14 protein-coding genes are annotated in these 23,482 nt (G+C 31.0%); 13 read left to right on the plus strand and 1 reads right to left on the minus strand.

Translation table 11 applies throughout. The features are described from left to right. The first annotated feature begins 36 nt into the window (after window positions 1-36). Both ACTQ5K_RS08780 and ACTQ5K_RS08785 read left to right on the plus strand, forming a co-directional pair. Window positions 37-900 carry a DUF4007 family protein gene (locus ACTQ5K_RS08780; RefSeq protein ID WP_251629677.1) on the plus strand — a complete coding sequence of 288 codons (864 nt, stop codon included), beginning with the start codon at window positions 37-39 and terminating at the stop codon, window positions 898-900. After that, window positions 901-4,242: a hypothetical protein gene (locus ACTQ5K_RS08785; RefSeq protein WP_251629680.1), complete on the plus strand. Its 3,342-nt coding sequence runs from the start codon at window positions 901-903 to the stop codon at window positions 4,240-4,242. Window positions 4,243-4,272: 30 nt separating this feature from the next. Here the strand turns inward: ACTQ5K_RS08785 and ACTQ5K_RS08790 are convergent, their stop codons facing one another. After that, window positions 4,273-5,151, minus strand: coding sequence for a phosphoadenosine phosphosulfate reductase domain-containing protein (locus ACTQ5K_RS08790; RefSeq protein ID WP_251629700.1), 879 nt, complete (start codon window positions 5,149-5,151; stop codon window positions 4,273-4,275). A gap of 696 nt (window positions 5,152-5,847) precedes the next feature. Here ACTQ5K_RS08790 and ACTQ5K_RS08795 point away from each other — a divergent pair. From ACTQ5K_RS08795 to ACTQ5K_RS08845, 11 genes are all read left to right on the plus strand, one after another. Next, window positions 5,848-6,051: a transposase gene (locus ACTQ5K_RS08795; protein ID WP_251629682.1), complete on the plus strand. Its 204-nt coding sequence runs from the start codon at window positions 5,848-5,850 to the stop codon at window positions 6,049-6,051. Window positions 6,052-6,159: 108 nt separating this feature from the next. Then, window positions 6,160-6,420, plus strand: a complete 261-nt coding sequence (locus ACTQ5K_RS08800) for an IS3 family transposase (RefSeq protein WP_311298483.1) — start codon at window positions 6,160-6,162, stop codon at window positions 6,418-6,420. Window positions 6,421-7,003: 583 nt separating this feature from the next. Then, a complete protein-coding gene (locus ACTQ5K_RS08805) occupies window positions 7,004-7,957 on the plus strand; it encodes a winged helix-turn-helix domain-containing protein (protein ID WP_441131642.1) in 954 nt (317 codons plus the stop codon). A gap of 69 nt (window positions 7,958-8,026) precedes the next feature. Further along, complete coding sequence (locus ACTQ5K_RS08810; RefSeq protein WP_441131641.1) at window positions 8,027-8,812, plus strand: hypothetical protein; 786 nt, start codon at window positions 8,027-8,029, stop codon at window positions 8,810-8,812. Window positions 8,813-9,053: 241 nt separating this feature from the next. Next, window positions 9,054-9,278: a hypothetical protein gene (locus tag ACTQ5K_RS08815; RefSeq protein WP_251629687.1), complete on the plus strand. Its 225-nt coding sequence runs from the start codon at window positions 9,054-9,056 to the stop codon at window positions 9,276-9,278. 83 nt (window positions 9,279-9,361) lie between these two features. Beyond that, the gene (locus ACTQ5K_RS08820; RefSeq protein WP_251629689.1) at window positions 9,362-11,083 is read left to right on the plus strand and encodes a hypothetical protein; all 1,722 of its coding nucleotides are present in this window, start codon (window positions 9,362-9,364) and stop codon (window positions 11,081-11,083) included. A gap of 14 nt (window positions 11,084-11,097) precedes the next feature. Beyond that, a complete protein-coding gene (locus ACTQ5K_RS08825) occupies window positions 11,098-12,606 on the plus strand; it encodes a hypothetical protein (protein ID WP_441131639.1) in 1,509 nt (502 codons plus the stop codon). A gap of 5 nt (window positions 12,607-12,611) precedes the next feature. Further along, window positions 12,612-17,885: an ATP-binding protein gene (locus ACTQ5K_RS08830; RefSeq protein ID WP_251629693.1), complete on the plus strand. Its 5,274-nt coding sequence runs from the start codon at window positions 12,612-12,614 to the stop codon at window positions 17,883-17,885. A gap of 4 nt (window positions 17,886-17,889) precedes the next feature. Then, window positions 17,890-18,720, plus strand: coding sequence for a DUF4007 family protein (locus ACTQ5K_RS08835; RefSeq protein WP_285846668.1), 831 nt, complete (start codon window positions 17,890-17,892; stop codon window positions 18,718-18,720). A 14-nt stretch (window positions 18,721-18,734) separates the two neighbouring features. Next, window positions 18,735-22,994, plus strand: coding sequence for a hypothetical protein (locus ACTQ5K_RS08840; RefSeq protein WP_251629696.1), 4,260 nt, complete (start codon window positions 18,735-18,737; stop codon window positions 22,992-22,994). Between the two features lie 58 nt (window positions 22,995-23,052). Further along, window positions 23,053-23,418, plus strand: coding sequence for a hypothetical protein (locus tag ACTQ5K_RS08845; protein ID WP_396953899.1), 366 nt, complete (start codon window positions 23,053-23,055; stop codon window positions 23,416-23,418). Window positions 23,419-23,482: the final 64 nt, after the last annotated feature.

Here is a 23,482-nt window from a genome sequence, read left to right on the forward strand (position 1 = left end):
ATTAATTCGTTTTATCATGAAGGTGGTAGACATAATATGGGATTTGGACAACATCAGAGCTTTTATTTACGCCCTCAGTGGCTTCATAAAGGAATGTTCGAGGTAAAACAAAATCCTCGTTTTTTTTATGAAGATGATCATTTTGAGCGTCTCGGAATTGGGAAAAACATGGCGAAATCTGTTCGCCATTGGATGAATGCTACAAATGTAATGAAGGATATAAAAAGTTCTATAACTGAACAACATTTAACAGATTTTGGATTAATAGTAGAAAATTATGATCCTCACTTGCAAAAAAAATTTACAATAGGACTGTTACATTACTTTTTAACTACTAATGAAAAAATAGCAACAACATGGTATTGGTTTTTCAACTATTTTAAAGAAGATGTTTTCGACCGAAATTCAGTTTTAGAAGCGCTAGAAGCTTGGGTTAAAAATACGCAAGACAAACTAGTGTCTACTAACTCTTTAAAAAGAGATATTGATTGTTTATTTTTAACTTATCTAATGAAAAACTTTGAAAATGCTACACCGGAAGATGTAATAAAAAGCCCATTTGAAGAATTAGGGTTAATTGTTCAAACACTTCGGACTAGTTATACAAAAATGCCATTAGTTGATGCAAAGAACTATCAGTTGTTATTTGCTAGTTTGTTGATCTACACTCAAAAACATGATGTATATGAAATAAGCATTGATGATTTAGTAAATGCACCGGAATTATGGGGAAAAGTTTACAACTTGAATAGAAGTTCGATTGTGGAAACAATTGAAGAAATGCAAAAACAGTTTCCAATTATTTTTACTCGAACTAATCGTTTGGATATTGTACGAATCAAGGAGCAAATTGATCCTATCACCTATATTCAAGCTTTTTATGAAGAAGAGGTGAGATAAGTGACAAAGTTTAAATCAAGTATTAACGTTATGTATGATATAGGACAAGCAGAGCTTTTTGAGCAATTTGTTCCTAACGTAAACCAAATCGATATTTTAGCTTTTATTTTAAAAGGAATTTTGAATGACGAGCAAAAAGCACATTTAATGGTCGGTCCGTATGGAGCCGGAAAATCAATGGTGGGGGCATTAACCGCTTCTTTAATTTCGGCTCGGAAAAACAGTAAAGAAGTAAAGGATTTTCTACAAAATGTAAAAATGGTTAGCCCAGAGTCCTATGAAATGTTAACTGAAGTTTTTAATAAGAAAGAGTTAAAATGGATTCCAGTTGCAATCACTGGAAAGTCTGGTGATTTTGATCAAATTGTTTTAGAAGCAGTTATCAATCAAATAAAAGAGCAGGATGTATCTATATCTCTAAAGGGCGACAGTGAACAAATTTTAAAAATGGTTTCTTTGTGGCAAAGAGAGTATCCAGAAACTTACAAACGCTTAGAAGAATACTGTAATCGTCTTAATATCCTTTTGCCTGAAATGCTTTCTCAAATTAAAACAGGGGACGAGGAATACATTGTTGAATTTAAAAAAATGTATCCGCATCTAACGTCAGGTGCTGTGTTTTTAAGTGAAAGTAATGTGTCTTTTTTAGAGCAATTAGAATACATTTTAAAGCAGCTTAAAGCCAAAAAGATTGGTATATTTCTTGTATATGATGAGTTCGGTCGTTTTTTACAAACGGTTAATCAATCAAACATTTATCAAACAATGCAAGGACTTCAAGATTTAGCCGAAATTTCGAATAGAATACAAAATTTAGGCTTACTTTTTATAACGCATACTGGTTTGAGGCAGTATGCTTCATCTAATAATAACTTATCAAAATCTGAACTCGAGAGAGTAGAAAAACGATTTGTTGACCATCGTTTAGAAAGCGATCCCGCTTTGTTTTACCGGTCAGCCTTTAAAATCTTAGAAAGCGTAAGAACAGCAGAAGGTGGCAATTTATTTTTAGTAGAGGATTTCGATTACCTAAGAAATGAAATATTGAAACACAATTTGTTTCCAGATATGACATCTTCAGAAGTTGATGGAGCAATCATAGAAGGATGCCAGCCAATTCATCCACTAACCATCCGTTTATTGCCTACGTTGTCTAATATCTTAGGACAAAATGAACGAACTTTATACACTTTTTTAGCAGACAATGAAAGGACTTCCGAAATTTCGAGTTGGTACTATGCTGATCAATTATTTGATTATTTTTATCCGGATGAGTCAACCTTTTACTTAATAGAAGAACTTCGATTTTATCGTATGGCAATGAGTTATCGTCTTATAATAGAGGCAAAACGAATTGTGAAACTTGTGACATTAATTAATATTGTGAATCGACCGTTTCCGATTACAAAATCATTCTTACAGTTTGCTTTAGGATTATCTCTAGAAGAAATCGAACGAGCAGTAAACGAGTTAACGAATACTAAATTAATTCGCTTTAATCGATTTGCTAATTCATATGAGCTTTATAGTGGCTCTCTTGTAGAATTTGAAGCTCTTTTAAATGAGTACAAGCAATCAACTATTATTAACGATTTAAGAAGAATTGAGTATATTGATCGTATTTTTTTGAATAAATATTACTTGCCCCTTGCTTATAATAGCGATAAAAGTATGACTCGTTATATTGAAGCAAAGTTTAGCTGGAAAGAACAACTTTCTACTGTACATTCTATCGGTGATGGCTTACTGGTCTACGTACTATATCGCGACAATGAAGAATTTAACCAAGTAGTGCAGACAATAAAAGAAGAGAAAAAAGAAAATATTCTTTTTTGTATTCCATCGCTTGATGTAGAGATACTTCAAGAAAAAATTGACCATTTCATCGTGCTACATGCGTTGTTAGACAATAAGGAACTTTTGCAACAAGATGAAAATTTAAAATCAGAGATAGAAATTAGAATTGAAAATGCACAATATGATATTGAACAGCTTTTACAACCATTGCAAAAATTTGATCAAAAGGCACTTAAATGGATTTTTAATGGCAAAGAATTATCGCCTTTCACTTCAAAAGAGGATTTAGAATCGTTTATAAGTAAATGGATGTATACAAGATTTCCGCATACGCTAGAAGTAAGGAATGAAGGTTTTAACAAAAGTAGTGTAACTAGCATGCAGAAAAAAGCAGCCATTTCGATTTTAAGTGAATTAATCAATCCTGCATTTGATGGAAAATTCTCTATCACAGGTTTTGGTCCAGACTATTTAATTTATGCTACGCTGTTAAAAAATCAAAATTATAACTTTTACGCTCTAGATCACTTAGAAAATAAAGAGTTAGTTTTGATGAGAAAACGGCTAAAAGAGTTTGTTCAGCAACATCCTCGTGGGAAAATAACAGATTTATATAATATTTTGCTTCGTGAACCATTTGGTATGCGTGGTCCACTTGTCCCAATTTTAGTAACAGCTTTATTGAAGGATTATTGGGATCAAATGGCTTTTTATGCAAATGATTTTTATGTCAGTCAAATGAATGCTGAACTAATGTACCAAGTATTAGATCAGGGAGTAGATTTTTATGAATATGAAATTTATCAACTTTCATCACAAACATTAAATACTTTAAAGTTATTAAATGAAGTTTTTTTTGAAGGGCAATTAGCTGTTCAACCTGTTGTTTTATTTGATTCTCTAACGTCCTGGCTTAGAAAATTGCCTCGATTTACACAAATTACAGGTATGCAACCGGAAGATATTCTTCTTTTTAAAGAAGCAATTCGTCATAGTGAAACAGATCCACTAGAAGCTGCGTACCGCATTGAAAAAGTATTAAAAGACAGCGGAAGACAAGAACTCATTGTCATTAAACAAGTTTTAGAAAATCATTTAATAAACGTAAGAAAAGAAATTGAAGAAACAGTACTTGATACTTGGTTTGTTGAAAAATGGAATGAATGGGAAAAGCAGAACACGTCTCTAATAAAAGAAAATCCTGTTCTAGCAGAAACAATTAAGAAAGTAAATAAAGCAGAAGATTGGTTAACTTACTTGATTGAGAAAACTGTTGGCGTTAATTTGAAGGACTGGTCTGATATTACCTACGATTCATTTATTTCTGCTATTAAACAATTAACAGTACTTCATGAAGACGATAAAGTGGTGAAAATTGTAACGGGTGATCAAACAGTTATGAAGATTAAAGAAGTAGAGATGTCTATAAAAGGAAAAACAATTTACAGCAACGTAAGCCGAATTATTCAAAATGGTGGAAGAACAATTTCTCCTGATGAAGTGAAATTTATTATTTATAAACTACTAACTGAATTAGAAAGCTAAAAAGCTCATCCCTTAGTGGATGAGCTTTTTTTACGAATAAGAGCATACACAAGGAATGGTATCGTCTTTTTCGTTTAGATATTTTTCAACACCGTCACGTTCCATTAATTCACGGTATTCTCTTAATGTAAAAGCACGACTGTCTCGTTTCAAAATTGATACATTTTTATCAAATTTTTCGCGGAATCGTTCTTCCATAGCCTCTTGTTCAGCGTATTGGTCCGGCCATACCTTATAAAGTAAAGCGTAATGACCAAGACCACCTCGAACACAGCGTCCCGCGCAGTTAGCATGAGAAAAACCAAGACCATACATGCGAGGAAGAGCAATTTTCCACTCGTCTCGTATTATTTCTTTTGTATCTAAATCTTCTTTATATGTTTCAATCATTGGAAAACGTGTTTCAATTGGCTCAATTGGATTATGTTCATAAAAGTTTTGTAAATTAATTGCACGATGCTGTTCATGAGGACCAATACCAAAATAAAGGATAGGCTCGAAATTATGCTCATCACGAAGTTCCTCAAGATAAATCAATGTTTGTCTTACCTTCAGTTCTTCTGAACATTTTGCCATACGAGAATTCCCCAAAAAACGAACATCATGAAAAACTTCTTCAGGTGTCCGGCCATCAATACGTGTGGTAATCTCCATACCAATATATTCTGCAACTTCTTCCATAAAGCGATAGTTATCAACATCTTCCCAAAGTGTATCAGTAAAAAATAACACACAGTTTTCTTTACCGTACTTTTGAACAATATGATAGGCAACGTATGCAGAAGATGCACCGCCGCTAAACATAGCCACGTGAATTGCTTTCCGACTAGTTTCTGCTGAATTAGTACCAGCTTTTAAAACACCTAAGGCAGAGCGATCAGATGTTTTTTGTGTTTTAACGTTATTCATATTCAACTTTCTTGCACCTCACTGAATGGCTGTTAAACAATTCTTAATTTGTTTTTTAGTATACAATTAATTATAACATTTATATTAGTAGAATTTGAAAAAAATTGTTTTTATTTGTAGAATGATTTAACAAAAAAAGAGATTAATAAATTGAAATAAAGTGGTAGAAAATTAAATTAAAGCCATTACCGAGCATAAAGGGCAGTGAGATAAAGTAATTTAATGTTTTTGTATATTGTTTATATATATATCCAACTTATAAAATCGACATAAAGGATCGGTCTTCGTGAACAATCCCCTATTAAGCAGTAATAATCAGCGCAAGGAAAAGAGGTTGACCATTTTTGTGCTTATGTTGAAAAAATAAAAGGGATTTATATAGAAAAATCTATAGGTATTTCATTAGTAATAACATGGAAGGATTGTTAATCTTGTAAAAAATTAACTTAATATGTCGATAAAAACAATAAAGATAGTATATATACTGATTAAACATGATATAGAAATTTCACCTTAGGATTTGATGCAAAAAATATTGTGATGCTAGACTAAAAAATAGACACAGATTGTTATAATAGAAATACAAACTATAATGAGGTGTGTCTAAATGGCTAGAGGAAATGGAAAATGTTATGATGAAACATTAAAAAAGAAACGGTAAAGTATATCGTAGAAAACAATAAATCAGTAGCACAAGTGGCAAGAGAAACAGGCGTAAATACGAATACTTTGCATGGTTGGATCAAGAAGTTTGGTCAGCAGCTAGAAGTAAAAGCAGCACAAATATTTTCTAATCCTGATGCGGAAATGAGAGCTTTACAAAAACAGTTACGTGATCTAAAAGAGGAAAATGAAATCTTAAAAAAGGCGATGCACTACTTCGCGAAAAGCCCTCGGTAAAGTTTGAATTCATCTATGAAAATCGCTCCCTATACCGAGTGGAGAAGATGTGCATGATTCTGGGAGTCTCGAAAAGCGGCTACTTTAAGTGGCTAAACCGGCCAAAAAGTGATCAACGAAAAAAGCAGGAAAAGTTATCCCCAACTAGAATTTAAGCAACGATATGGTAGTGTTAAAATTGCCAAAACCTTGAATAAACGTGGCATGAAGGTAAGTGAACGAACCGTTTCTCGTATCATGACAAAGAATAATTGGAAGTCTTATACCATCAAAAAATACAAGGCTACTACAAACTCTAGACATAAGCATCCAGTCAGTGAAAATATATTAGACCGACAATTTAAAGTAAGTAAACCCAATCAGTCATAGGTAACGGATATCACGTACAGTGCGCCCATAAGGGATTATTGATGAATCTGGACTTTGCAATGCAGCAGAATAATACCAAAACTTCTGTTATCAACTGGTTTATCCAGAGACAAAAGTCAAAGGAGAAAATAGCATGCCAGTAAAGCCATAAGTTGATCAGCTGACCAAATCACGACTGAATGGCGAGATAAAACAGTGTGAACAAGGATAAAAGCTATACTGCCTGAACGATAATCTGAAGGGGCATAGATGTGCCTGTAACGAAAGTTAGTTGAAATGATATTTCTTCAAAAAAGGAATTAAATTAGCTATAGATTTTCCAACAGAAAGGCTAAAAAAGGAGACTGTCCATACCATTATTAACCCTACTAATCAGATATTATATATTCCAATGAATAAAAGGGCTTCTTTCACAGGCTTATGGTGGCGTTTTCGTAATTCAGAATACTTTGATTATATTCACTTAACATTACGTGAACCTCATTTTGAAAGAATTGATTATGCTAATTAAATTTAAAATGGATGTTTTTGATAAATTTTCTTAGGTGGGTTTCTCTAAGTTCTATAAAAGGGTGTGACTAGGATGAGAATAAATACGATTGAGGAATTACTAGATTGGGAGGATAACTGGCTTGAACGTGATGGATTGGATGAAGGTGTAGAGCGCAATGCTTGGCTAGAAGAAGGTGTGGAACTGTACAAACAGTTTATTCAAATGGATAAGAGGGAACCTCGTTATTCCATAACACTTTCTGAACTTTATTTAGAAGTAGGACGTGACGAAAAAATAAAAAAAGGAAACCAACTTAGGGCCTATGAAACATTGCGATTAGCCACTATTCATGCACCGAATAAACCAGATGCATTTTACCATTTGTCTTTCGTATTAGCTAAGGAAAAAAGAAGATGGGAAGCGGTTTTATTTTATGGCAATGAAGCTTTAGAAAAAGGAATAACCAGCAGCAAACAGATTAAACTACTTTGTAATTTGGCACTTGGTTATGCAAGACTTGGGTATATTTCAAAATCACTAAAATTGTTCGAAGAAGCAAGGAAATTAGATGTACATACGGATCATGACTGGTTTATTGAATTATATTCTGATCGAATCAAAGAAAATCGCAGAGAACCTATTTTATTAAAAGAGATAAATGAAAAAAGAAAGTTTGTTTCAAGAGAAGATTATACGGCTGTTATAGACGATGCGATGGATGGGAAATGTGTGGTATTAGATTTAACAAAGGAAAATAAATTTTTTCGTGCTATAAAAGATGATATTCGTTTGGAGCGAAAAGAAGCAGAAATTCTCGGTTATTTAATGGATCATTCGATGACATCTTGCCCGAAAAAGCGAATTGAAGAATCTGTATGGGATGATCGTAAAGTAAGTGCTTCAGCGGTAAAGAGGTACATAGCAAGTATCCGAAAAAAGGTATCACAAGCAATGGGACGTGAAGATATAGCAGAGTCCGTGTTAGTCACAACAAATGATGGTTACGTATGGAGATCTGACATTCAATCCGTTGTCCTCCGTTAGACTGGTTACGAAATAGTAACTGGTCTTTATTTATACTTAGGGTACAAAGAAAACAGGAGGATGATAAGTATGAACTTAATGAAATTAGAATTAATGAATGGAACAGAGCGTGTAGCAGAGGCATTACAAATGAGAGGATTGTTTATTGTAATGAAAAACGACAATATCGTACTAACCAAAGAAAATACTAAAGAGGATATCGAAATGGTGTGTCAGTTACTAAGCAACTTGAACATTCCAACATTTTGGGTTGATAGTAACAAATTTCAAGTTTTGTTGAACCGTCTACCTATTTCAATGATGAAAAAAATTATGAATGTTCGTGGTCAGGAGTTTCCAGTTAGGATGGAAGGTTACCATTACCGTTGGAGAGCATTTGCACAAAGACGATTTGGCATTAAAGTAAATGCATTAGACTTAGATCCACAAGTTTCAATGATGGTAAAAATGTTAAACTTAGCAGGCGTCACAACATTAGCCGGCTGCAACGGTCATCACCGTTATTCACCAAATTTTCAATTATCCGGTGTATTCCAGGGTGCTTGGTTTAAAGTCATTCAAGATAAATATTTTACTAAATGTGTTCTTCATTACAAATGGAATGTACACTTTGGCAACCAATCTGGCTCAAGTATCATTGCAGAAAAAATACCAAACGAATGCTGGGACATGAATAAAATTTACCAAGATACTGTACAAATGGCAGTTGTCATAGAGAAACACGCAGACGAAATTCGCCAACTAAAGAACCAAACATTCAAAAGAGATGGTGAAATGAAAAAAATAGGGAAACGGTTTGTATTAGAGGAGGACTATGCAGGGCTTATAGATTGGATGAGAGAGCTTGTTAGGTAAAAGAACTGGGTAGCCACTATAAACTTTTATTTCCTTTTAATCTAATGTCTCAATTATAGGGGGCATTTCTTTACTCAGATAAATAGCTTAATGAAATATTTAAAATAAAAGTTTTTTTATAAGTGGAGCGTATTTTTCTATAAAAATGGGCTAATGATTTATTGAAAGACTATGGACTATTAATGTTAAGTTTATCTATGGTAAAATATAACTATCAACTGGAATTTTTATGGAGGAAATAATGAAAATCCAAGAAATTAGCAAAAATCTTGAAGCTATATATCTAGACTATTACGATGGTCTTTATAATGATATTCAATTAAAACAATTGTTGTTAAAACTATATAATAAAACAAATTTACCGCTAGATATATGGTCTGATATGATTTTAGAAGCTCAATGGAAACATGCAGCCGAAGAAGACTTCGAAAGAAAAAGGCAGGAACTCAAAGCCAATGAAGAATAAATTTAATATCTATAAATGTAAGGATAAACGATCAGATTGAGGTGGATTAAATGGACAATGAATACATTTCATATTTAAATTCATTGAATAATGCAAATAGTTCGAATGAAAACGCGTTAGCAGAAGCTCAAGTTACAAATCCGTTCTATGAAAAAATAAGGGTTGAAAGAAATCTAGGGGGCTATTTAGCAAAAAAATTAAAAGAAAAACCTATTTCAATTATTCTGACTGGTCATGCAGGAGACGGAAAAACAAGTTTAGTTTATCAAATTTTAAGACAATTTGAATTAATTAAAGTCAATGAAGACCTTAAAATACATGATGAAATATATTCTGAAGAGTTATCCAAATCTCTTTTTTATGTAAAAGATATGAGTGAACTATCGGAGGATGAACAAAATAAACTTTTAAAGAAATCTCTAAATATGAAAGGAGAGGGGAATTCGTCGATTCTTGTATCTAACACAGGTCCATTACTGAATACTTTTAAGAGAATTTATAATAGTGATAAAGTAGAAATGAAATTATTAGAACTTATGGATAACAATGATGGAACTGAAACAGAAGTTGCAGGAAACGAGATACTTCTTATTAATATGGCCCGTATTGATAATGTCATTTTAGCACCAAAAATATTTAACAATCTACTTGAAGAAGATCTGTGGGAGCCTTGTCAAGAATGTCAAAATAGTACCAAATGCCCTGTCTATAGTAACTATAAAACATTAAGTGGTAATATCGAAAATGTAAATCATGTCATTAGTGCTTTTTATAGATGGATGTTTGAAAATGATAGAAGGCTTACAGTAAGGCAAATTCTTTCCCACCTTTCATTTTCCATTACCGGGAATTTATCTTGTAGTGATATAGATGGAAATGGTTTACCTGATTATACCTTTGAAGACAAATTTCGATATAACTCTTCAAACTTATTTTTTGGTTATATTGGAATAAATAACAACGATGATGCAAATCAAATAAAGGCAATTAGAGAGTTACAAGAATTAAAATTGGACTCAAAAGAATTAGAAAACGATTATTCCTTTTTCGTAAAACATGATTTTTCATTCTTAACAGATGAAGCACGTGAAATTGCTCAACCTATTTGGGAAAAGTATAACAGACATTATACATATAGTTCATTAAACTTACTAACGGAAAAAGATCCATATGAGCTTCGAAAGGCTTTAAGGAGAATGCAAATCCTTTTTGGTAAATATGATGAAGAGTCTATATCTAGCTTATTTAGTAGTCTTTTCTCACCTGTTTTTAGTGATTTCCTACATTTTAGAAATAAAAAAATTGGGATGCGTGAAACTCGAGTATTACGTAATAAAATAACTAAAACACTTTATTTTCTATTTGTTGGATCATTTAATGGCTACAATGTAAGTGATGTTATTTACCTTCCGCTAGTTAGATTAGGAAGCGGATTTCAAAATGTACAATTGCTTCAGGGGAAAATTGAAAAAAGAGAGATTAAATTAAGTCAAGAACCAAAATACTCAAATTTTGATATGGATGAGAATCATTTTACTTTAGAAATAAAATTTGCAAAAATCAATGAAACTTTTTCTATTTCACTTATGTTATTGGATTACTTGGATAAAATTTCGAAAGGTGCTGTGTCTACGAAAATAAATCCTTCTTTAAGTCACGGTATTGATACAATGAAATCTAGAATTTATGAGACATATAGGTATGATGATACAGATATCATTACGACAGAGGTTTTAGTACATACAAATGTTGGCCCGAAGGTTATTTCTATTGAAGTCGATAATAATGAAATGTATGTTGAATAGTTGAGGTGAAGATAATGGAGCAAAGTAGTGTCTTTCCTTCGGGAAACCATAAAAATGTAAAAAAACAAAATATCCAAATACAAACTTATGGACAGAGATTATTTAGAGATCAGACTTTCTATGAGTATTTGTTAGAATTCTTATTGGTATTTATTTCGAACAAAGGTGCAGAGGGTAAAACAAAAGATGAAGGATTTTCCTTTCCGGTTCATCTTAAAGAAGAAAAACTTGTATATTATCCCTTTCCAAGAATGGGATTAAAAAGATTTGTATTTTTAAGTAGAAGTGAACCTGATAAAAGGTTTGATGTTGATATAGATGCACTTGATGATCATAGAGATTATTTAAAAAATAAAATTACTATTTCAGACACTAGTCTAGATAAAGACTTTATTTTAGATATACTTCAGGATCTTCTCTATGGATTTAATGCAATTATAGGGAAACGGTCCTGGTTTGCGCAATCATTATTACCTGTTGCACCAGAGCTGATTTTTAGTGAAGCAATAGGGAGTAAAGAACAACGGGAAAGTTTAGTATATGGAAATGAATTAGACGAAGTTGATTATGGCTTTGAATTTAACAGAAGAAGTTTTATGGCTCGAGGTGGAGAAGTTTATTATTTACATGTTCTACAAGGATTAGTTGAGAATAATGAATCAAAAGAAGAACTGGAGAAACTTTTAAGCGAATTAATTAAAGGTATCCCCCAATTAAGTATAATTTCTAACTTTTTACAAGGCTCTTGGGAAGATTATCACTACCCAAATCACACAGAAGTAAGTCCACCTATTACTAAGACAATGGAGTGGATTCCTGCCAATTACAAGAAACGAGCAGTATATACAGTAAAGGAGCTGGGAAATTTATTAAATTCTCTTATAAATCCGTTAGAAAAGATAGATCTTCTAGGAACATTAATTATATTTCAGATAATGAGAATGATGTGTCTTCAGGCATCAGAAAAGTTAGAAAATGAAGATAATCTGGAGTGGATAATAGATCTAACTAATAATCCAAATGGCCAAATAAGAAAAAGAGCTACTTCATCTTATTTAAGAATAGAAGAAAATGTATTTAGAGCTGTTCATACAGCTGATATTGCTACGTATATAGAAAACGCAAAAAGAAAAAGATCTGAGCCAGATATTTATGAAGATGCATCGAAAGATACCAATCGATTAATAAGAAAACTAGGAAAAGATATCGAATTTATTGTTCCCCCAAAGGGAGCAAATATGAGGTTTAGTTTTAATGAGGACCTTATTAAGTTAATAGTAATTGTCTTGATAGAACCTGGGGAAAGAATGCTTCTAAATACTTTTTTAGAGAAGTGTTATGAACATTATAAAATAATTATTGGACCAAAAGAGGCTAAGATACATTGGAATGAAGAGCCAAATTTAGATTTTTCTCCTTTTGATGAAAACTTAGAAAAATTTCAACAAGCCTTGAAAGACAGTGGATTCTTAAGGGATTTATCAGATGCAACATCAATTGTAGAAAATCCTTTTAAGGGGTGATTTTAATGAACGTTTACATAAACGAAATAAGTAAAATAATAGACAGTAAAATAGAAAGTAATGGATCAAATAGGCATCTCTTTAGATTAGATTATTTTGTTCATCCATCTATTTATCTTAATCTTTGTTCTATTTTCAAAAATAAGGCTGAAAGAAAAGATGTTAAATTTACTGCAAAGCTTTCAGTTGAACAGTTTAAAGAATACGAAGAAAATCCATTATATGATAAATTCATTTCCGATTTTTATGAAAATAACTACGTCGATAAAGAAAATTCAATGACTAAATGGAGAAATGAGTGGACTCAAGGACTATCAGGAATTGTTTTCCTAATGGGAACTGAAAATGTTGAGGATAAAGGTGGACTAAATGATTTCTTCACTATTTCACCAAAAGCTGTTGAAAACAGTTTAGGTGACAATTACTCTAATTGGTTCTCAGATTTAATTGACTTAGATGATAAAGATGAAGTAAATATGATAAATAATTTTCTTAATCTTTTATTTAGAATAGTTCCAAAGGATATTTTTAAGTTAAGTCAAATAGTTGAAGAATTAAAAAGTAAATCAATATTCGAAGCTAAAGATATAGTAAATGTTTTGGCTAAGAGGTTATGGATTGATTGGGGTTTACCATCAATATATTCCATTGATGATAAAGAGTTAACTAAGTTAAAAAAAGGCAGGAAATTTGAATTGCTTTCCAAGGTAACTAAGTTTATCAATAGATCAGAATATAAAGATAGTTTAAGCAAAAGTAAATTTGTTAAGCTAGAGAAAAAGTTTGAAGAATTTGTTCAAAATAACAGTGATTTGATATTAGAAAATGAGGAACAAATAAAAAAGGAGTTCGATTCATTTGAAGACTTTAAAAAAGCGATTTTTGATTATTTTCAAGGTAAAGAAGTAGATATTCTTAGGCCTAAACTTTCAAGAATGGATTTTAATTTTATTAATAAAATTCTTGATATAAAAATAAGTAAAGAAAAGACGAAAAAGGATAAAGTTACATCTATTTACGGAGCACCTCTTCAAGCCTTTTCTAAGATGATTATAAATACATTAATGGAAGAACACAGTAATCTTGAAAAATTTTCAATTGGTCAAGAGCTAGGTTTAGAGTTTTTAGTTAAGAATGTTACTTTTGCTAATACACTTAACAATGATGAAGATAAATATGAAAAATGGTCTAATTTGTGTTTGTTTACCAATGGAATTTTAGAATATCTAAATGAGGAAATAGAAGATAAATTGTTCATTAAATACTCTGAAGATGTTGAGTTCTTTGATATAAATAGATTTGCTGATACAGATATAAATGTTGCATCATCGAATCAAAAACTTTCAAATATAATTTTTGAAATACGTATCGGTGAAGATATAAAGTATGAATACAAGTGGATATTTAATACAAATGACTATTGGTTTCAAACATTTATACACCTTAAAGAAATCAATACTAAGCTAGGACAAGATTCACCTTTACTTCCTATATTCTATATTAAAGGTCTCGGTGGCTTACTTGAATGTACAGACAAAGAATCATTTCATTTTCAACTAAACGGAATGAATATTAGCTTGATAAATGTACTAATTACTTTACCTGAAGATATAAGGAACGGGATCATATACTCTAAAATGATTCACCTAGTTAAGCCGTTTGAAAGTTTTATAAATTCACTATTTGAAAATGGCTTATATAATTTGATTAATCCGGCTAAAAATGACCATGCGTTTAAATTTATTAATGTCTATAAAAAGATTGCAAAAGAAATATCAAAATCTATTAACGATCTAAATTCTGTTGAAAAAGATCATTTAAACTTAATTTCAAATTTATTTTATATAGTATCTAATAAGGATATAGCTTTATCTTCTTTAAGGCTTGAAGGGGCTATAATACCACCTTATCACCCTGCATTATTAGAGAAAATAATTGAGCAGCAATCTTTTCAAAGACGTGGATTAGGGATAGTAATAAATGAAGTATTTGATAATGAAAATGTATCAACTTCAACAATTTATAAAAAAATAGTGGAAGTTGAAAAACAGTCAACAATTATTTCTGCTGTCGATACTATTATTTCAGATAAAGATGATTCACGTATTCCAAAAAAGGTTTTCGGATATTTTGCATTACATGGTGAAATAACATCAGACATCGCGTTAAATACCCAATCTATGTTGGATGAGGATTTAGTTTTTGATGAAGATTTTGATACGAAAGAAATGATTTCTGATACAGCTCTATCGAAGTTAATAACTGAACAAATAAATGAGTACGTTAAAACATATCCAGCGCATACCGATTCAATAAAAATTACATTTTTAAATTTTACAAACCTACAGCCAGTAATTGCAGGACTACATAACTTTGTAAACGAATTAGCCGGTATTAATCACAAAATACATTTGAGGCTTCAAATAATTGCAAAAAGTGGCTATAACCAAGGAAGGAACTATGTAAACTTCTGGCTGGATAACTTTTTTACTGAACATGATCCAGTTTATATCGAAACATATTTTAATGATATTAATCTTGATGAAATTCTAATTGACGAGATTGAGACTCAACTCTTTGAAAGTGATATTACATTTTTAGATAATATTCTAAAGACTAGCGGTATTATTTATGAAAGAACAGGTGAAAAATCTATAGAACCTTCTGAAACAAGGTTTCCTATGGTGTTTCATCCAATTCCTGTTTTAAAAAAGAATTTAACAAAAAACATCTCTATAAGCCAAAAGCAGTTCGAAGCATCATACTATCATACACAATTATTACATTGGATAGAAAGACCTTATAGTGTTAAAGATACCTATAGAATCGAGAAAGGGTTAGTACTTCCGGAAAAAATAAATGAAATAATTGAATTGCTTCACTTAAAGTCTAGATGGCTTGTTACACTAGATTCTGGGTTAGATAAAGCTTTTATAAATGAAAAAAATGTAATTAGCTTCTCAACAGGTGAAGGTACCTTCGGTGAGTTAAATATGACCATTTCATCTAGACCGGAAGTAAGATTGGATTTGAAGGAAAAATTAACACGAAGACTTAAAGCACTTTTTCCATCTTGGACATATGAACAGTGCAATTTATCTGCAAAGTATTGTATTGAGAAATCAAATGTACTTGACGGATTAAAAATATTGAAAGCTCTAAATCCTTATGATTATGAAATCCATAGCTTTTTATCAAGCTTATTGTCATATGAAAGTTTAGATATGAGTATAAGTAACGAAAATGAAATAATTAAAAATTATATTTCGTTAGATACTTACAAACATTGGTTTTATGGAGAACCTAACAGGCCTGATTTCCTGAAAATAGAAATTAATAAACATTCTCAAGAAGAAATGGTAATTATAGATGCAACATTGATTGAGTGTAAAATGGCTAAATACAACGATGCTCATATTAATAAAGGAATCCAGCAGTTAAGTAATGGGATAGTCCATTTAATGGATAAATTTAATCCTTCTTCTAAAGAATATAACAGAAGGTATTGGTTTTCACAGCTTTATCGGATGCTAGCTTTCTCAAGAATGAATATTTCTGAAAGTGAAAAAGAAAATACAAATTTAAATTTAAATTTAAATCAACACTTATTAAAAATCTTAGATGGTAAATTCAAAATTAACTGGAGTACCAATTTAATTACTTACTGGTTAGATTATAACAGTAATGTTATAGAGGAAAGAAATTTCAATCTTGAAGGTACTGGTGTTAATTGTCAACATTTATCTTTTGGACAATTATATGTACAATCTCAACTATTACCTCCAAATTTAAGAACCGAGATTTCTTTTGAGAATCCTTCAAGCCTAGAGTTATCATTAGTTGCTGATGATAAAGAGGGCAACGATGTTGTCATGAAAGAAAATATAGATAAATTAAAAGAGATTAATTTAGATGATTTAAATGGAAATACATCTGTAATAACAGTAAAAAAAGAGTTTAGAAAAGACCATACTTTAACAAAAAAAACAGATAAACCATATAACACAGGAGTAGTAGGAAAACATAAAGAAAAAGCTATCCCAGTTGAGAATGAAAATTCTACTGATGATTCAAAAGGAATAAATAATGAAACTGATAGAGTAAAAGATAATGGAGAAATAAAAGTAGAAAGAAGAAATGAATCAATAACTAGTTTAGAAAACATCAGAATTCTTTTAGGTGAAGAACAAAGGACAAAACGTAAAATTTATTGGGAATACGGTCATCCTCAACTAGAAAATAGACATATATTAATTTCTGGGAAATCAGGTGTAGGAAAAACGTATTTTATGCAATGTATGCTACTTGAGTTAGCGCAAAATAACATTTCTAGTATTATTTTTGATTATACAGATGGCTTTAAGAAATCTAAGCTAGAACCTGAGTTTAAAAAAAGTTTAGGAGACAGAATTGAACAATTTCATATTCAATTAAAACAGTTTCCAATAAATCCATTCAAGAAAAATCAGAAGGAAATAGATGAAGATTTGTTTAAGGAGGAAGATAATACAGACGTTGCAGAAAGAATGAAAAGTGTTTTTTCTGCAGTTTACAAAGGAATGGGTGATCAACAAGCAAACGCAATTTATAGAGCAACAATGAGAGGTTTGGAAAAATATGGAGACGAAATGAGTCTCAAATACCTGAAAGATGAGTTAGAAGCTGATGGTTCAACAAATGCAAAAACAGTTTTAGCAAAAATAGAACCTTTAATTGATAGGAATCCTTTTGATGCTGAATCAGAGTATAATTGGGAAAAGCATAGGGAGAAAGAGGGTATTGTTTTCATTGTTCAATTATCTGGTTTTACTCGCGAAGTACAATTAATAGTTACTGAATTCATTTTATGGGATTTATGGAATTTTAACTTATCACATGGAGATAAGTCTAAACCTTTCCCTGTAATACTAGATGAGGCTCAAAATCTCGATCACAGTGAAAACTCTCCAAGTGCAAAAATTCTGACTGAAGGAAGAAAATTTGGTTGGTCAGGTTGGTATGCAACCCAGTTTATGCAAGGGCAATTAAATAAAGATGAAATTCAAAGGCTACAAAATGCAAGCCAGAAGGTGTATTTTTCTCCTCCAGAAACAGAAATAAATGATATAGCTTCTTTCCTAAGTACCGATACGCAAAAGAAAAAGGAATGGGCAAAACGTTTATCAAACCTTCCTAAAGGTCAATGTATTGTTTCTGGACCTGAATTAAGACAAAGTGGTAATCTCGAAAGGATATCACCTATGGTAGTAAATGTAACTCCTCTAAGTGAAAGGATATGATAACATGAGTTTACCTTTAAATTTTCATCAGACTTTTGCTCCAGAAAAAGAAGCGATTGCACAACTAGTGCAATTCGCTTCTATTCATAATAATAATAATAATTATTTTACTAAAGAAGAAATTTCTCAAAATACTTCAATACCGACTGGTAAAAGATCAGGGAAAGTAGTTCCACATATAAATTATGCAGAAGCAATGGGCCTAATAGCTGTTGAAAAAGATGGTTCTAAATATAGGATTAAACTAACTCCACTTGGGAAAATAGTTTGTGAGGAAGACCCTTATTTAATTGAAGAATTATCTAATGTTTTGTGTCATTATAACTTATCTCGCCTTAACTCAAGGGCTAAAATGTGGTCATTTATTTTCAACCAAGTAGTTAAAAATCAGGGTATGGAAATCACTAATAATTCTCTTAAATCAGCATTAAATAAATTTTTTAAAGTAAAAGATGTTAATATAACTCCTTTTCGTACATGTTATACAGAAGATAGATGTTTTGGAGATTTGAATTTATTGGAAATTGTTGAAGGGAAATACATATTTAAGTCCCATCATGTAGACAGATCCTATAAATATCTTTATGGATATCTTTTACTAAGTAACTGGGAAATTGTATTACCTAATCAAACTGAGGTTACTTATGATACGCTAGTTAATGAATTAGGTTTCGGTAACCCTTTTATATGGGATGATACAAGCTTAGATGAATCATTAGAAATTCTTCAAGAAGAAAGGTTAATAATAATAAACCTTCAGTTAACTCCAGTGACATACATCCGACAAGTTTCATCAAAATCTTTGTTATCAAAAATATATAGTCTTCTAATATAAGGAGTGGTTTTTTTATGCAACTACAATTAAAAGATATAATTCGCTTTAAAAAAGAATTATATTTTAATGGTGCAGTACAGGTTGATTGGTTTTATAATTATGAAAAGCAAGAAGAAGTATCTAAAAGCTTTGTCTTTCATGGCCCTGAATATTTTGGGGTTGGGGAAGATGACATTACATTTAAAAGTCATAGATTAGTTGATACAGCATCATTTACAAATATTCTTGCAAATAAACTTTATGGCGATAGTACAGATTCAAATTTTTTTATGACTATTGCTCCTTACGGGACTGGTAAATCCCATCTAGCAGTGACTATTGCAAGTTTATTTAGTAGAGAAGATAAGCTTCAAAAGATTATTCTAAATAATATAACAAAAGTAGACAAAAATGTAGCTTCTGAATTAAATTCACATTCATTAAAACCAAATATAGTGTTAGTCCTTAATGGTATGAAAGATTTTAACTTAAATTACGAAGTATTGAATGCTACACAAAAAGTATTAAAACTCCATAATGTTAATGATGATTTTCTAAAGACTTTAACAAAATCATATGATATTGCAAAGAATTTTGTTAATAATACATTTGATAATTATGACGATTTATATAATAAGTATGCAAATGAATTATTTAATGATAAAAAATACGAGGACTTAAAAACTTATTTGATTGAAAATATTATTCAAGATGCTGATGCATTTGAAGTAATTAATACCGTATATTATCATATTAATGGAATTTACATTCGATGGGATGAAGGAGTTTCTGCGGGGGATGTTTTAACAAAGATTGCAGAAACTCTTTGTGGAGATCGAGGGAAATTTAATAAAGTAATAGTATTATTTGATGAATTTGGTAGATACATTGAATTTGCTTCTTCTTATCCTACAAGAGCAGGAGACTCTGCTTTACAACAAATTTATGAATCAATACAAGATAGCGGGGATAAAATTGTATTTGTAGGTTTTATTCAATCGGACTTAAAATCTTATTTAACTCGTGTAGATAGAACTGCAAATATAAATCGATATATTGGTCGATATGAAGCAAGTGAGAAAATTCACCTTTCTTCAAACCTTGAAACTATTTTTGCTAATTTAATTGAGAGAAAAGATTCAAGCAACTTTAAAAATTTAGTTGCAGATAAATTCGAAAAGCAAAATAAGGAATGGAAACAATTTCATGAAGATTTTATTGAGTGGCAACCACAGGCTACAACATCAAGTGTTTGGGGATCGTATATCCATTTTAAAAAGGTTGTATTAGAAGGTATATTTCCATTACATCCATTGACTTCCTGGATGCTTTCAAATTTATCTTCATGGCTCCAACAAAGGTCTTCATTAACATTCTTAGAGAGACAAATTGAGCAATATGGAAATACGTTCATAAACGAGTTTGGAGATTTACCTCTTATACCAGCGACTAGAATTATAAGGTCAGAATTTTTCAAGGAATTATTAGCTGCCGAACAAGAGGGTAGAAAACAAAGTGAATATTGTATTCTATACAATCAAATTCTCACTAAATATGGTGATAAGTTTGATGAAAGACATAAAGAAGTACTTGCTGCCAATTTAATAGTTAGAATTGGCAGGTTGAAAACTAAATCTATTGAAGAAACAAAACAAGCTTTAAAATATAGTACTTATCTCAGTGAAGCTGAAATTGATAAAGTGGTTAGCGAACTTGAACATGAATTTGGTGTGCTCAGTTATGACGATTCCGCAAATGTTTTTGATTTCATAGCGGATGCAACAGGTATAAATGATTTTAAACGATTGTTATCTTCGAAGCGGAGAAAATTAGATATTAATATTGGCCTTGTATTGGATAGTATATCTAATGATATTCTTCCATTAGATACAATGGAAACATCATTTGGGAGAAAAAATCAAATTAGTACACGTGAGTGGCAATTTGAACAACAAATTGTTCATATAAATGATGTTAACAAATCATTTCTCTTAAACTTAAAAAACGATTTTGAATACTCAACTGCTCCGGATAAACCTAAAGGAAAGTTGGTGTGGTTATATATACCTTCTTTAGTTGAGAGTGAAAAATTATCTTCTATTTCATCATTATTAGAGAGATTTGAATTTGATAAGATGCCTATTGGCTTTTTTGCTTTAGATGATCAAGAAAACAAATTTTCAGAAGCACTAACTGACTACCAAATTTCAAACTTATTTACAGAACAAGAAAAAGTTAAATACAGTAAGTTTATTCCTGATTTTAAATATAAAGCCAAGGGAATTGTTAAAGATAGGTTTAATGAACTAGTTTCAAAACGAATAATATTAACAAAAACAGGGTTAGAAAAAGCAAGTAAAAGACCAAAACTCTATTTTGATGCTTTATTTGATGAATTATATCATGCTGTTATCCCATTTCCTTTTACTGAGTTCTCAAATAAATCATTAGGTAAAGCTAAAAAGAACTTATCAAGAATAGGAAGACTTATATTATCCGGTGCAGCATTTCAATTAATACATTCAGAAACAACAGAAATAAAAAATAGAATCGAAACAGTACTTTTTGAAGGACGAATGGGTTCATGGGGGATATTCAATAATGATTACCAGTTTGTTTCACCGACGAATCTTAAAGTAAGAAAAATTTATGAAGATATTGACAAACTGATAGAAGAGAATGATAGACTCGCTATTGATAAAGTGTTTGAGAAGTACCAAAAACCTCCTTATGGAATAAATGATTTTGCCTTGGCATTATTAATTGCTACTTACCTTACACAAAGAAAAATAGAGATTAGAGTGGATATTGAGGGACAAAGACTTCGTTTAGAAGAATGGGGAAATAAAGTTTTTCAAGATAAAAAAGTAGATTTCTCTTCTTTGTTTGAAACTACAATTACAAAAGTTGACCCAGATAAATTGGCTGGACGTTATATAAATCTATATAACAAGGTTGAACGAAATAACGACATTGATAAATGTCCTCAATTATCAAATGAATTTGAACAGCTAAAACTTGAAGAAGATATACCAGAGGAACTTGAAGATAAGGTAATAAACCTTGAACTTATGTTAAGAGAGGGTTTAAAGTTATACGATAAAAACACACGTGTTTTTGGCGAGTTAAGGTCAAAATTATCAGTTGGTAGTAAAGAATTAGATTTTAAAAAAATCTTTGAAGTTTTAGATGGTTGCAGTGAAATTGATGGTTCAGTTCAAGATTCAACCAGGTATGTATACAACTCAGCCCATGTTGAAGAAGCAAATAATATGACAGAAAGATGTTATCATATTATTGAAAAAGAATTTGAAGGCTGGCTAAGCAGTTTAAAATGTATCAGTTATGCACAGGTATCCGGTTTTGAAAAATGGGTTAATCATTTAATTGCTTCATTTACAAGATATGGATATAAAGAAGAAGGTCGTAAATTAAGAACAAAGCTACAAGATATTCTAGATAATTTAAATATTGTAAGACAATTAGAAAATATTAATGAAACTGTCGAAAACTTTTTGAAAAATAATAAACCAAATAATTCATCTGGTTATGATGAATTGGTAAATATGAAAAATTCAGGTCAAGAAATTCTTGAACTTCTTAATAATGACAGAGCAGACAAGAAGTATATGGTTGAATTTTTTGACAAAGTTGAATCACGTATTAATTTAATTGAAAAGATGCTCGAAAATTTGGCTCAGGAAATATCAGATATTTACGACTCGATGTTTGAGCTAACAAATGTAGGAGAATGTAGAGAATTCCTTTCAAAAGCCAAAAACATTTTAAGTAAATCTATTAATGATGTTGATCGAGAAGGCATTGAAGAAGCTGCAAATGATATTCAAAACTTTTTAAATGAAGTTACTAATCTAAATAATTATAAAGATAACAGAAAAAACCTTTATACTGAAATTGAGATTTTAAAAGATAAGTGGTCAAATTTTGAATCTGATATTGACTTTTCACCAATACTAGAAACTTTAAAGGATAATTATATTTATAAAATTGACCAAATAGAAGAGAAATGGGTTAATAATAATATAAAAATTCATTCTAAAATAGATAATTGGGACGCATCAGATTGTTCTACTTGGTTAGAACAAACAAGAATTATACCAACCTTTTTGAGTGAGTCAACTAAAGAGGATCTTAAAAATGTGAAACAACTGGTCAACCAAAGACTTAATGAGTTGTCAGTTGATGCTGTAATAAGCTTATTTGAAAACCTTTCTGATGAACAAAAATTATATTGTTATGAGAAATTAACAGCTAAAGTTATAGTACAAAATTAAGTAGGGGTTCCAAATCATCTAAAAATTCCTTAAAAATTCCTGGGGTCAGACCCTCCGTATGGACAAATGTCCAGGGGGAGGGTCTGACCCCTATATTCCAATTAAGGAAAGCCAAGCGACAGGAATGAAAATAGACACCGTTATCGGGGATACAGCTTACTCGGAGAAGGATAATATTCGCTATACGAAAGGAAATAATCTGGAACTTGTTTCTAAATTACACCCTCATATTACACATGGGAAACGAACAAAAGAAGAAGAATTTGCATTTAATAAAGATGCAGGTATTTATGTGTGTAAGGCAGGCCATATGGCTATCCAAAAAAATATGAGGAGAGAAAGAATCAAGATAAAAATCCTAGAATCAAGTGCCTTTTTGATATTGAAAAATGTAAAGTTTGTCCTTTCCGCGAAGGGTGTGTAACTGCTAAACTAAAATCAACAGTTTCCGCCAGATAGAATTGAACACTTTTTTATCAAAATAACCA

It is taken from the genome of Niallia sp. Sow4_A1 (assembly GCF_052116745.1).
In the GTDB taxonomy this organism is placed as follows: Bacteria; Bacillota; Bacilli; order Bacillales; family Cytobacillaceae; genus Niallia; species Niallia hominis.